Raw genomic sequence first — 12966 nt, forward strand, 5'->3', positions numbered from 1 at the left:
AACTGTGCGAAGACGGACCGCCTCGCGACCTCCGACGACCGACCGCGAAGGGCGTCGTCGTGGGTGTGCGGGTGAGGCCGTCGTCCAGTCCTTCCTCGAGGCCTTCTGGGCCGGCGACTTCGATACCGCCGCGAGCCTGGTCGCCGAGGAGGCCGTTTGGCACGTCGACGGCGACCCTGGGGTCCCGCCCACAGGGCTGCGTCACGGCCGGCGCCGCGTGAGGCAGTGGATGGACGTCTTTCCTGGCGCGTCCGAACCGCGCGGCGGCTCCGTCCTCACCACGGTGGCGCAGGGCGAGGACGCGATCGTGTGCGGCCGCTTCCACTTCCTGGTACGGCCGACCGGCAAGGTGATCCAGGGCGATTACGTGATGCGGTTCACGGTCCGTGACGGGCACATCGCCCGCTACCAGATGTTCGAAGACTCCCTCGCTCTCGCCAACGCCTTCGACGTCGCCTCCCAGCCTTGCCGGCCCTACGCGCAGCGCATCCGGGTGAACGACACCATCTACGGCTACGACGACACTGGCGACGGCCCGACCGTCATGTTCCTGCACGGCCTGTTCGGCGACCGAACCATGTTCCAACACCAGGTCGAGGCGCTCCATCCGCAGCACCGGTGCGTCGTGCCGGACATGCCGGGGCACGGCGCCTCGGCCGTCACCGCGCAGCGCTGGACCCTCGAGGACATCGCCGATGACCTTGCCCTGCTGATCGAGGAGAAGAACTGGGGTCCGCTGGCGCTCGTGGGCCACTCCCAAGGCGGCATGGTCGCCATGCTGCTGGCCGCGCGTCGCCCTGACCTGGTGAACAACGTGGCCCTGCTCAACACCAGTGCACGTCCCGAGCCCGAAGAGCCGCGCGAGCTGTGGCTGCAGCGCCGTACGGTGCTCACCGACGGTTCCCGTGAAGCGCAGCAGACCATGATGCGCGAGGTGCAGGGCAGCGTGACGAGCGCTCAATGGCGCAGCAACAGCCCCGAACCCGCAGCGGCCGAACTCCGTGTGATGACCAGTCAGGACCCTCTGGCCATGCGCCGCGCCTTGGACGCAGCCGTGCTGGAACGCTCCGACATGCGGCACCTGCTGCCCGCCATCCAGGCCCGCACCCTGGTCCTGGCCGGTGCGGACGACCGCGCCATGCCGCCTGTGCTGTCAGAGGAGATCGCCACCCTGGCCGAAGACGCACACCTCACCGTGCTTTCGACTGTCGCCCACCACGCTCCGGTCGAAGCACCCGAAGAGGTCGCCCGTTGCCTCCAACAGTTCCTTGCCGAAGAGACCGCAGAGTGAGTGACCTGACCACAGGCTCCTGGGCTACAGACCGCGAAGTGCAGCTACGCCCGAGGGACCTGGGGTTATGTGCTGAGCTCCAGGCGCAGCGCAGCGCAGCCGGACACCGGCCGCCCCGGATCCCGTGTCGTACGGTCTGACGTCGCGGTCGCCCACCGTCCGCAACGGATCCCACCGAACCCGGCGCTGCCGCCGGTAGGCCGAGAGATCCGAACCCATACCGGGAATCAGGCAGCGACGAGCTCCTGCTCGCGGTCCGGCGTTTTGACCTTGGGCTTCTTGTTCGGCAGCGAGAGCCGGAAGACCTTGTGCCACGCGGAGAACACCTGCTTGGGCAGCGGGCCGGTGACGTACTCCAGCTCGTACTTCTCGAACAGCGCGCGCACCTTCACCGCGACCTCGGCGTACCGGTTGCTCGGCAGGTCCGGGAACAGGTGGTGCTCGATCTGGTGCGACAGGTTGCCGGTCATGAAGTGCATGGCCTTGCTGCCGCTGATGTTCGCCGAGCCCATCATCTGGCGCAGGTACCACTGGCCGCGCGTCTCACCCTTGATCGACCGGCGCTCGAAGACCTGAACGCCCTCGGGGAAGTGCCCGCACATGATCACCGAGTGGGTCCAGAGGTTGCGCACCAGGTTCGCGGTGAACGTGGCGCCGAGCGTGGGGAGGAACGACGGGCCCGAAAGGAGCGGGTGGATCACGTAGTCCTTGAGCACCTGCTTGCGGATCTTGCGGCCCACGGCCTTGGCCCGCGCGCGGAACTCCGGGTTCTTGCGGCGGCGCTTGTCCAGGTTCTTGCCGAGCTCCAGGTCGTACGCTGCGATGCCGTACTCGAAGAAGCAGGCGTTGATGAAGTTCCACAACGGCTGGCCGAGGTGGAACGGGTGCCACTTCTGGTCCTCGTCGACGCGCATGATGCCGTAGCCGAGGTCGTTGTCCTTGCCGATCACGTTGGTGTACGTGTGGTGCAGCTCGTTGTGCGAGTGCTTCCACTGCTCGGACGGCGAGACGTGATCCCACTCCCAGGTGGTGGAGTGGATCTTCGGGTCCCGCATCCAGTCCCACTGGCCGTGCAGGATGTTGTGGCCGATCTCCATGTTGTCCATGATCTTCGCCACGGACAGCCCGGCGGTGCCGATCAGCCAGGCGGGCGGGAAGATCGAGAACAGCAGCACGCCCCGGCTGACCAGCTCGAGCTTGCGCTGCGCCGAGATGACCTTACGGATGTAGGCGGCGTCTTTCTCGCCACGTTCGGCGATCACCTCGTCACGGATCGCGTCCAGCTCGCGGCCCAGCTCCTCGATCTGCTTCGCGGTCAGGTGGGCGGTGGGGTCGATGGCGGTCAAGGTGCTCCTACCGTTCGATGTCGCAGGGGCCCGCCGCGGCGGACACGCAGGTCTGGATGAGGACGCCCGGCTCGGCCTCGGTGATCTCGCCGGTGCGCAGGTCACGGACGGCGCCCGCCTTGAGCGGCGTGACGCAGCCGAAGCAGATGCCCATGCGGCACCCGGAGGGCATGAGCACGCCGGCCTCCTCGCCGATGTCCAGCAACGGCGTGGCGCCGTCCGCGTCGACGGTCTTGCCGGTGGTGCTGAACGTGACCTCGCCGCCGTCGCCGGCGACGACGATGCTGGGGCGGAAGCGCTCGGTGTGCAGGCGCTCTTGTACGCCGTGCTCACTCCAGTGCTCTTCGGCGGCGTCGAGCAGGCCCGCGGGCCCGCAAGCCCAGGTCTCGCGCTCGGTCCAGTCGGGCACGAGTTCGTCGAGACGGGCGATGTCGAGCATGCCGTCCGTGTCGGTGTGCACCTCGGTGAGACGCAGCTTCTTGTCCGCGACCAGGCCGTGCAGTTCGTTGCGGAAGATCACATCTTGCGGCTGTGGCGCACAGTGGATCATGACGACGTCGTCGAACGCGATGTCGCGCAGCATGCCCATCACGGGCGTGATGCCGCTGCCGGCCGTCAGGTAGAGCACCTTGGCGGGCTTGGCCTGCGGCAGCACGAAATCACCGGTCGGCTGGTCGAGCTGGATCAGCGTGCCCGGTTTCGCCCTGCGGACCAGGTGGTTGCTGACCTTGCCGTCCGGGATCGCCTTCACGGTGATCGTGACGCGGCCGTCCCGGCGGTTTGTCGGCGAGGTGAGGGAGTAGGCACGCCACAGGCGCACCCCGTCGATGTCGACTCCGATCCGCACGTACTGACCGGCTGTGTGGCCGCGCCAGCCCCGTCCCGGCCTGATCACGACAGTCGCGGCGTCACCCGTCTCGGGGTGCACGGCCTCGATGCGCCCACGCAGGTCAGCGCCCGCACGCAGCGGGCTGACCAGGTCGAGGTAGTCCGACGGCAGCAGCGGCGTCGTGACCATCTCCAGCAGTTTCCACGCCCTGCTGCGGAGGGCTGTACTCGTCATGACCCCAGCTTGGTGCGCCTCAAGGCGTAAAGTCCTGACCACAGGACGTAAATCTGGTCGACAGAATTGTTCACAGGGAACAAAAACGTGAGCCATGCAATCCGGAGGGCCAGCGAGCTGGCCCTGAATGAGACGACGGTCACCGCACTTCGGGCCGTGCTGAAGACCACCGCCGACGAGGTTGTCCAGGCGATCATCGACGAGGTCCCTTCCTACGCCAACGCCCTTTCGGGCCGCATGGGCGGCACCATCCGCCGAGCCGTCCGCACCGCTCTGGGGCACTACCTGGACCTCGCGAGCGGTAACGCCACAGGCGGCGACGCCGGGGATGCGGCCTACGAGCTGGGCCGCGGCGAGGTGCGCGACGGCCGTTCGATGGACGCCCTGCTCAGCGCCTACCGCGTCGGCGCCCGCGTGGCCTGGCGATGCCTGGCAGCGGGTGCCGTCCCCGCAGGTCTGCCCGCCGCCGAGGTCGCCAAGTTCGCCGAGCTGACCTTCGCCTACATCGACGAGCTCTCCGCCGCGAGCGCGGCGGGCCACGCCGACGAACTGGCCGCCCGGGGCAGGGCCCACGAGCGCCACCTGGAACAGCTGGCCCGCGACCTCCTCGCCGGCGCGAGCCCGGACGCGCTGCTGGCCTCTGTTCAACGGGCCGGGTGGCAGCCTCCGGTTTCGCTGACCGCGGTCCTGCTGCCCGCCGCCCAGGCCCGTCCTGCCTACCGTGCGCTCGACCCGAGCACCCTCATCCTCGACGATCTGCCGGACGCCACCGGTGTGCTGCTCGTCCCCGATGCCGACCGGTCACGTCTCGTGCGGCAGCTGACCGACCGCACCGCCGTGGTCGGCCCGGCCCGGCCATGGACCCGTGCGTCCGCCTCGTACGCACGAGCCGTACGAGCGCGCTCTCTCTCCTCCGATATTCGCGACACCGAGGACCACCTGCCCGAGCTGGTGCTGAGCGCCGACGCGGACGCGTTCGCCGACCTGCGTGCCCGAGCCCTCGCACCGTTGCAGACCTTGCCTGCCGCGACCGCACGGCGGCTGGAGGAGACCTTGCGGGCGTGGCTGCTGCACCAGGGCAGACGGGAGGAGGTGGCGACGGCGTTGTTCGTCCATCCCCAGACAGTTCGGTACCGGATGTCGCAGCTGCGGGAGCTGTTTCCGGATCTCGCATCGCCGCACCGGGTCCTTGAACTGACGCTGGCGGTCGGTCTCGGGGCCAGCTGACGCGTACTTCGACCGTCCACGACCGCGTCCACGACCGCGTCCGCGAGCGGTCCAGGGATCGCGCCTCGTTCTCGGTCCCATCAGCTGGCTCATGTCGACGCGCTCGTCGTGGATCTGGTCAGCGATCTGGGCCGCCATGCCCTGAAAACAGCTTCCATGCCGTCGTGGGGGGCAATGTCCTGGCACGAGAGGACCCGCGGATGCGCGGCGGGATGCAGCTGGGTGCCCCGTGCCTTGCTACCGGCAGGTCAACCGGACGACCGACCGGGCCGGCCTGCCAAACCGCGCGAGGGATGATGGGGATGGAATGAGGCAACGTGAGGTCAGGAGCTGGAATGGCGAAGCGGGTTCACCGACCCCGTGAGGACGCGGAGTTCAATTTCATTCTCGGGATGAGCGGAGTCCCGGTCCTCGCCTACTTCACCGGGACGTGGCCCAAGGCGATCGAGCCCTGCCGGGTGATGGACCTCGTCGTGGGTGGCATCGCCGACGACTACACGGGCCGCCTGACGGTCGTCCGCGCCGACATCACGCGTTGTCCGGCCGCAACCGAGCGATACGGGATCACCGCAGCCCCGTCCTACGTCCTGCTGAAGGAGGGAGAGGCGGTGGCGCAGGGCACGGGGCCTACGACCATCGACGAGGTACGGAAACTCCTGGACGGTCACCTCTGAGCAGCCGCTGCGGCACGTGGCCGCGACGCCCGTCACATCTGGAAGGGGTGTTGACGCAGCTCAGCGGGAAGAGGGGGGCAGGTTGGCGTTGTGCTCGGTTTCGTCGGTCCGGCCCGCCGTCGTGATCAGCTTTCGGCGGGTGCGGGTTCGGCGTGGACCGACACGGCGGTGAAGTAGAGGCCGTTGCCGCTGATCCGGAGCGTGGGGGGCAGGCCCTCGCCGAGGGCATCGGAAACCTCGGTGGCCGGGTAGCCGAAGAGGTCGATGCCGCGCAGGACAACAGGGCAGGCCGACGGCCCGGTGTGCGTGAAGGGGTGGCGGGTGAGACTGATGTCGGCCAGGCCGGGGGTGTCTGGGTGGCGGCCGCGGGGGTCGGTGGTGTCGCCGTGCGCGTCGATGGTCAGGCCCTGGTAGTGCGCGCTGAAGGCCCAACGGGCGCCGCAGACCCAACCATCGCGAACGTCCGCGACAGTGGCGAGGGCCCACCGGGCAGTTTGCTCGTCCGTGCCGAAGCGCAGGGTGCCGGCACGGCCGGGGAGCCGGAGACCGGCTCCGGGGAGCAACTCGAACATGCGGGGGATGATCCCAACCGATGGCACTGCGCCACAAGCTGGGAATGACGCTCACCTGCTGCCGGTTTCGCGAGGCGCCCGGGGGCCCGCTCGCCGTCCTTGCTGCCACCGTCGGTGTGCGGATTGCGGATGATGCCGGCCGACTGGAACGGGGGCTGGCCGCTGAGGGGGCCATGGACATCGGCCAGCGCCGCCTCGGCGGTCTGACGGAGGTCAGGCGCTCTGCTCGGGAAGCATGCGATCCAGGTCGAAAACCTCCTCGCCGGTCGCGGGAACACGGTCGTGGACCTGCTTGCTGGTCATGGCCTTGACCCATTCCAGCAGGGACGCCGATCTCGGGGTGCCGTTGACGAACGGCGAACCAAGGGATGAGCAGCCCTCCGTAGTCAACGTGTCGGTCAGTCGCTGACTCGGGGTGTGGGCGTCCCGTCACAGCGTCATCCACCGTGTGCGTGCAGAGCGCGACGCCGCACGCGAGTCGCACTGCTACAGATCGTCAACTGATCGGTTCTCACGGGGCTGGTCGCTGTGCTGGTCCTGCGAAAGGGTTCCAAGAAGGCGGCAGTGCGGCATTCACGCACTGCTGCTTCTGCCGCGCCGAGTGTTCAGGCGTATTCACGAGCGAAGGAAACACACCCATGCGCGCCCTTGTGGTCGATCACGGCGAGGCCGGACCCGTCCGGTTCGCCGATGTCGATGAGCCCGTGCCGTCCAGCGACGAGGCGTTGGTCGAGATAGGGCACATCGGTCTCAACTTCGGTGAGTTGAATTACGTGCGCCAGTGGCCAGCCGGCGCCGTGCACGGTCACGACGCGGCCGGCGTCGTGGTGCGCGCCGCATCCGATGGGTCGGGGCCGCCAGAAGGTACGCGCGTCGCCCTGGGGATGACTTCCCACGCGTGGGCGGAGCGGGTGGCGGTCAGCCCCGCCTCGCTCGGCACCGTCCCCGAGGGCGTGGATCTGGCCGACGGTGCCGCGCTGGGGATCGCGGGAGTCACCGCGCTGCGGGTGCTGCGCAAGCGCTCCCTGCTGGCGCGCGACGTGCTGGTCACCGGCGCCAGCGGGGGCGTGGGGCACTTCGCCGTTCAGTTGGCGGCGCTGGCGGGCGCTCGGGTGACGGCACTGGTGGGTTCGCCGGAGCGGGCCGCCGGCCTCCGCGGACTCGGGGCCGACAGGGTCCTGACCGACCTGGCCGGGACCGAGTACCGCTTCGACCTCGTCCTGGATACGGTCGGTGGGCCGCTGACGGCCCAGGCGTGGAGTTCCCTCGCCGAGGGCGGCACCATCCACGTGGTCGGTTACTCCTCGGGGCAGGACACCACGTTTGCGTCGGGGGCCTTGTTCGGTTTCGGTGAACCCCGCAGCATCGCCACCTACGGCGACATGACGCCTACCAGCGGGGAGTTGACGGACCTGCTGGGCCTCATGGCCGCCGGGAGGCTCTCGGCACCGGTCGGACTGCGAGGCAGCTGGCAGGACGTGGACGACGCCGTCCGGGCACTGTTCGAGCGGAAGGTGCACGGAAAGATCGTTCTCGACGTGGTCTGACGCCCGTCGAGGAGAATGGAACGATGGACGTACTCGCACAGGCCTTGCGTGTATCGGGTGCGCGAGGGGCGCTCGGGGTCGTACTGAAGGCCGGAGGAACCTGGGGCCTGTGGTTGGAGTCCTCTCCAGGAGCGGCACTGCACGTGGTGTCCCGCGGCACGATGTGGCTCCACGTCCCGGGCGAAAGACCGCGGGAGGTGCAGGCAGGAGACGCCGTCCTGTTGTCGCCGGGCACCGCCCACGGGATAGCCGACGGGTCCAGTACGACGATGGGCCCCTGTGACCGGAAGGCGACGAACCAGGCCCTCATCGACGGCAGCGCCCTGCACCTGGGCTCGACGCCGGCGCAGACCGAAGTGCTCGTCCTGCGCTATGAGCAGGACCCGGAGGTGAGCACGCCGGTGCTCACCTCCCTCGCCCGGCCGATGCACGTCACGAGCCGGGAGAACACACAGCTCAGAAAGACCGTCGAGCTTCTCACGGCGGAGCTCGCACAGCCGCAGGTCGGCACTACTGCCGCCGTCAACAGCATCGTCGACCTTCTGCTCATCCAGTTCGTACGCGTCTGGCTGGCCCGCCACCCGCAGGAGCAGTCCGGCTCATGGCTGGGCGCGATGCGTGATCCGGTTGTGCGCGATGCCCTGGCATGTGTCCACGCCCGGCCGGAACACCCCTGGACCACCGAGTCCCTGGCGGCCGCGACGGCGGTTTCCCGAACGACGCTGTCCAGGCACTTCCGGTCCGCGCTCGGACAGACGCCGGGCGCCTACGTGACGCAGTGGCGCATGGACCTGGCGTCCGTCCGGCTCCGCGACACCGACGAGCCGGTCGAGTCGATCTCCGGCGCAGTCGGCTACGCCTCGCCGCACGCTTTCAGCCGCGCCTTCCGACGTGTCCGGGGGATGCCCCCGGGTGAGTACCGTTCTCGACTGCGCAAGTGATGCGCGGGCAGCCTGCATCAGGCCGGTCCTGGCCGGGCCGGGCCGTCGGACATGGGTGCAGTTACTGCGTCGGGGTTGCCCACGTGGCATGCGTCGTCGGCGGCTCCGTGGCAGGAGTTGCCTGGTCCATCTCGGCTGCGTCCATGTCGACTGCGCACCCTTCGGGGATCTTCTCGCTGGAAGTCGCGCAGGCCGAGGGATCGGCATCGGGGGCGGTCTGGTGGGCCTGGCGCCGGCTCTTGCCCTGTTCGTCCGGAGTCGAGGTGCCCGAAGACGGGTTGGCCTCCGGGGGCGAGGAGCAGGCCGCCGAGCCCATCACCGTGCACAGGATCAAAACGGCCGAAGCTGCAGCAGTACGAGTACGAGTACGCATGGAAGTCCCCCCGATGCGGACGCGGAGTGTCCGGCCCGCCAATCGATCAACGATGCCACCTTGAGTCGTGCAGCTGGCGTGGGAAGTGTGAAGAAAACGCAGGCCAGCTTGATGAGTTCGCGGCTGAATCCGGCATTCGGCTCAAGATCGCGTGCCGGGCCTGACGGGCGCTCACGTGTCGAAGCGGCGCTGAAGATCGAGGGCGGAGCAGGGCGGCCAGCCGCAGGTCGCAGACCCGTTGACCGCCCGGGTCCAGAGCGTCGGCGAGGTCCCGCCGGCGCCTGGCAAGGCCCGACCCGCTGCAGCCCGGTTGAGACACCGGCCGACTGGATCCACTTCATGAGCCGGGTTCTCGCCGAACAGCCATGGAGGCAGGTGCTATCTACTTGGTGGCCGAGACTATGGCCTGGCCATCGCGGGAGGAGCCACACATCCGGCGATCCGGGTGGGCCACGCCGTACGGTCCCTGCTCGCCGCCGAAGCCGTCCCGGTCGGCGTGGCTGCCCAGCCCCCCGCTGACCGAACTTGCCCACGGGCTGGGTGACTGGGCTGCGCAACACCGCCCCATCACGGTCACCCCGTTGCCTGCGGCTCCGGGAGCGGCCGACTCCCTCGCTGCCGTGCCGGTCCTCCGGGAACGCACCGGGGATTTCCAAACCAGGCTCGCGCGGATCGGCCAAGTGCCCCATTGGCCAGACGAGATAGGCACCGCGCAGGATGTTCAGCTGCGCCTGAGGGCACTTGTCACGGCCGCCGCCCACCGCTACGCCACCCATGGGCACGGCAGGCTGGTCATGCTCGTCCACGCGGCGACCGCGCCGAACGCCGTACTGCGCACCCTGCCTGCACTGCCCCGCGAGTTGTGGGCGCCCAGCCTCAGCGCCGGAGCCTGTGGACTACCCTCTGCCGACCCACCTCACGGCCGAAGAGGTATTGGAACGCGCCCGCACCCACGGCGATGAACATGCCCTCAAATTCGCCCAAATTCGCCGACACCGCCCTCGACGTCAACGACGGACCCGCCCTCGCCGCAGCCCTGCGCGCACTGGAACTCATCCCCTCCATCCACGGTGATGTGCCCTGTTCGGTTTGCGGTCCGGCCGTTCGGGCGGCGCACTTGTGGCAGTAGTGCCTGTGGGCGCCGAGGTCAGCGAGTCCGTTCCTCGCGCCCTCGGGGATGGTCCCGACGACGGCGCGTGCTGTCTCCGTGAGGTCGCGTTCCACGTAGTGGTGTAGAGATGCGGACTGGCAGGTAGGCGACCTTGCAGCCCGGGTCGCGAGCGACGGTCAGGGGCAGGGCGCCGATTGAGGCAGGCTGGTCCACGACCAGACCAGCAGTACGGTGCCGAACTTCTCGGCGAGCTTGTCGAAGACGGCCCGCAGCTTCGGTTCGCTGTTGGGCAATGGCTTGTCGAAGACCTTCTTCCCGGCCGGGGGCAGCCCGTGGCCATGGTGGGCGGTCTTGCCGACGTCCAGGCCGAGGAAGACGCCCACGTCGTCGGTGTCGAACGTGGTCTTCTCCACTCCTTTGGTACGGCTGGCCTTGGCATCGGCGTCGTACTCGCGCATCCACGTTATGCAGAGTTATGCAGACCTGCCGCCCGCGAACTGCCCGCCATTGCGCCGGACCGGACGGTGGCCGGGCCTCTCATCAGCGTCTCCGACGGCACCTCTCGGGCCCGGTGAATACCAGCCCCCAGGCCGCGGGTTCGACAGGGGGAACAGCCATGCCGGGCCCGGAGGCCAGCGGCCCTCTTGCAGGACCGCGGAAAACATAGCGGGGGCCGTGCATGCGGTGGCGTGCCCGGAGGCGTCGCTGGCCCAAGTAGCGCCCGCAGTGCTACGTGTCACTGCCCGGGGTGCCGCCCGGGCGAAGCTGAAACGTGCCGGCGCCTGTGGCCCACGGCGAGGGTGGTGAGGGCAGCTACCGCGAAGGAGAGCAGGGAGGCACTCATCCACGGCTGGACGGTGAAGCCCACGGCGTCCTGCAGCCAGACCCAGAAGTCGGACCAGCCGGCGATTTTCGTCGGTGCGATCAGTTGGTAGGTGGCGAAGCCGAGTGCCCAGGGCAGCAGCATGACCCAGCGGGTGGGGGCCTGTTCGGAGACGTCCCAGGTGCGGTGGCCGCCGAGTACGAAGAAGTCCACGACGAGGACGGCGAACATCGGGATGAAGACCGCGCCGATCAGGTAGAGGAAGCTGGCGTAGCTGTCCATGTTCACCAGAAGTGCCAGGGCGGTGGCCAGGGTGCCGCTGATCAGGCACAGGATGCGGCGGTCGGCCCGGGGCAGCAGGTTCTGGGCGGAGACGGCGGTGGAGTAGACGTTGGCGAAGGACTGGTCGACCTCGCGCAGGACCAGGACACCGAAGCAGATCACGCCGACGCTGGTGGCGGTGAAAGGGTCGAAGACCTTGTACGGGTCGGTGGTGTCGAACGCGATCATGGCGAGGGCGGCCACGCCGAGGACCGAGCCCGCGACGCCCGCGAGGGTCTGGCCCACGACCAGGCCGCCGAATGCCGCCTTCTCGCTGCGGGAGTGCCGCGAGTAGTCGGCGACCAGCGGCAGCCAGGAGATCGACACGGCGATCACGCTGTCGGCGGCGAACCAGAAGTCCTTCCAGGAGCCGCCCTCCATCGGAATGCCGCGACCGGCCAGGTCCCAGCCCAGGTAGCAGATGGCCAGGACGACGGCGATGGTGACGTAGCGGCGGATGATGCGCAGGGCGCCGAGCGGGCGCAGCGTGAGCGCTGTCGTCACCGCGCCCGCGACGAGTACGTACAGCCAGCCGGGTCCCGGGTCGCCGAAGGCCTGGCGGGCCAGGATCTTCAGGCCGGTGGAGATGACCACCAGCTCGAAGACGGCCCAGCCGACCATCTGCAGCACGTTGAGGACGGTGGGGAGGTAGGACGCCTTCGCGCCGAACAGGCCGCGCAGCAGCACCATCGAGGGCGCGCCGGTGCGGGCCCCGGTGATGGCGGCGAGGCCGAGGGCGGCGGTGCCGATCAGGGTGCCGACGACGGACGCGGTGACGGCGGCTGCGAACGACAGGGTCGGACTGCCGGTGCCAAGGGGGTCGAGGACGACCAGCATGCCGCTGAAGCCGAGCAGGCTGACGCCCAGGTTGGCCCAGAAGGTCCCTTGGTCCAGGCCGCTCAGGACCTTGGGTGTGGGCTGGTCGAGGGTGAGCGGCGCCTCGTTCGCCGGGGCTGGTCCCGGGGTGGTGGGGTCGGTGGTGGTCGTCACTTCGCGGGCTCCGAAACCTGGACAGGAGCGGCGCCGACGGGCCAGGACTCCATGCGCCAGGCGGCGTCCCAGAACATCCACTCCCAGGTGGACGCGGTGGTGAAGGCCGTACGCATCCGTGCGCGGGTGGCCGGATCGGCCTGGTCCGCAAGCCGGTTGACGATCTGCCGGGCGTGTTCGGTGGCGGCTTCGAACTCCTCGTCGGCGTACGTGCCGATCCAGTCGCCGTAGGGGTGGGTGGCGAGGTCGCCTGCCGTCTCGAGGAGCGCCCGGCCCACCTCGGCGTAGATCCAGAAGCAGGGCAGGACCGCGGCGGTCAGCTCCGGGTAGCCCTGGGTGTGAGCCACGGAGAGCAGGTAGGAGGTGTATCCGGTGCCGGTGGGGGAGGGCGTCCAGGCGTCGACGTCGACGACGTTGCTCTCGTGCAGGGAGCTCTCGACGACCACGGCGTCGTGGGCGGACTTCGCGAAGAACGCGATGTCCTGCGGCCGGTCCGCCTTCGCGGCGGCGCTGGCCAGCGCGCGGGCGTAGCCGCGCAGGTAGTGGGCGTCCTGGGCCAGGTAGTAGACGAACTTCTCCCGGTCCAGGGTGCCGTCGCCGAGGGCGATGACGAACGGCAGCTTGTCGATGGCCGCACGTATCTCGGCCGTGGCCGTCCACAGCTCGTCGCAGAACGTTGTGGTCATG

General features: G+C 69.1%; 11 protein-coding genes and 1 pseudogene. 5 read left to right on the forward strand and 7 right to left on the reverse strand.

Translation table 11 applies throughout. From position 1 onward, the window contains the following. Positions 1–4: 4 nt before the first annotated feature. Complete coding sequence (locus ABZ833_RS36735; RefSeq protein ID WP_361056387.1) at positions 5–1291, forward strand: alpha/beta fold hydrolase; 1287 nt, start codon at positions 5–7, stop codon at positions 1289–1291. A 227-nt stretch (positions 1292–1518) separates the two neighbouring features. Here ABZ833_RS36735 and ABZ833_RS36740 read toward each other — a convergent pair whose 3' ends face one another. Then, on the reverse strand, positions 1519–2637 hold the full coding sequence (locus ABZ833_RS36740; RefSeq protein WP_361056390.1) for an acyl-CoA desaturase: 1119 nt from the start codon (positions 2635–2637) through the stop codon (positions 1519–1521). Between the two features lie 7 nt (positions 2638–2644). Next, positions 2645–3700 (reverse strand): ferredoxin reductase, encoded by a 1056-nt coding sequence (locus ABZ833_RS36745; RefSeq protein WP_361056393.1) that lies wholly within the window; start codon positions 3698–3700, stop codon positions 2645–2647. An 87-nt stretch (positions 3701–3787) separates the two neighbouring features. Here ABZ833_RS36745 and ABZ833_RS36750 point away from each other — a divergent pair, with 87 nt between their 5' ends. Further along, entirely contained in the window at positions 3788–4927 is a 1140-nt protein-coding gene (locus ABZ833_RS36750) for a helix-turn-helix domain-containing protein (protein WP_361056396.1), read from the forward strand. Positions 4928–5262: 335 nt separating this feature from the next. Beyond that, positions 5263–5601, forward strand: a complete 339-nt coding sequence (locus ABZ833_RS36755) for a thioredoxin family protein (protein WP_361056399.1) — start codon at positions 5263–5265, stop codon at positions 5599–5601. Between the two features lie 125 nt (positions 5602–5726). On the opposite strand, the gene ABZ833_RS36760 is transcribed toward ABZ833_RS36755, so the two are convergent. Further along, positions 5727–6173 (reverse strand): hypothetical protein, encoded by a 447-nt coding sequence (locus ABZ833_RS36760; RefSeq protein ID WP_361056402.1) that lies wholly within the window; start codon positions 6171–6173, stop codon positions 5727–5729. A gap of 638 nt (positions 6174–6811) precedes the next feature. Here ABZ833_RS36760 and ABZ833_RS36765 point away from each other — a divergent pair. Together ABZ833_RS36765 and ABZ833_RS36770 are read left to right on the forward strand one after the other, a co-directional pair. Then, the gene (locus ABZ833_RS36765; protein ID WP_361056405.1) at positions 6812–7720 is read left to right on the forward strand and encodes a zinc-binding dehydrogenase; all 909 of its coding nucleotides are present in this window, start codon (positions 6812–6814) and stop codon (positions 7718–7720) included. 23 nt (positions 7721–7743) lie between these two features. Next, on the forward strand, positions 7744–8661 hold the full coding sequence (locus ABZ833_RS36770) for an AraC family transcriptional regulator (protein WP_361056408.1): 918 nt from the start codon (positions 7744–7746) through the stop codon (positions 8659–8661). Positions 8662–8722: 61 nt separating this feature from the next. On the opposite strand, the gene ABZ833_RS36775 is transcribed toward ABZ833_RS36770, so the two are convergent. The 4 genes and pseudogenes from ABZ833_RS36775 to tenA form a co-directional block, all read right to left on the reverse strand. After that, on the reverse strand, positions 8723–9034 hold the full coding sequence (locus ABZ833_RS36775) for a hypothetical protein (protein WP_361056411.1): 312 nt from the start codon (positions 9032–9034) through the stop codon (positions 8723–8725). Positions 9035–10280: 1246 nt separating this feature from the next. Continuing rightward, positions 10281–10603: pseudogene (locus ABZ833_RS36780) on the reverse strand (transposase); the annotation flags it as partial. Positions 10604–10881: 278 nt separating this feature from the next. After that, positions 10882–12279 carry a cytosine permease gene (locus ABZ833_RS36785; RefSeq protein WP_361056414.1) on the reverse strand — a complete coding sequence of 466 codons (1398 nt, stop codon included), beginning with the start codon at positions 12277–12279 and terminating at the stop codon, positions 10882–10884. Continuing rightward, a complete protein-coding gene (gene tenA / locus ABZ833_RS36790; protein WP_361056421.1) occupies positions 12276–12965 on the reverse strand; it encodes a thiaminase II in 690 nt (229 codons plus the stop codon). Before tenA ends, ABZ833_RS36785 begins: the two co-directional genes overlap by 4 nt. Position 12966: the final 1 nt, after the last annotated feature.

The sequence above is a fragment of the Streptomyces sp. NPDC047525 genome (genome assembly GCF_040643025.1).
In the GTDB taxonomy this organism is placed as follows: Bacteria; Actinomycetota; Actinomycetes; order Streptomycetales; family Streptomycetaceae; genus Streptomyces; species Streptomyces durmitorensis.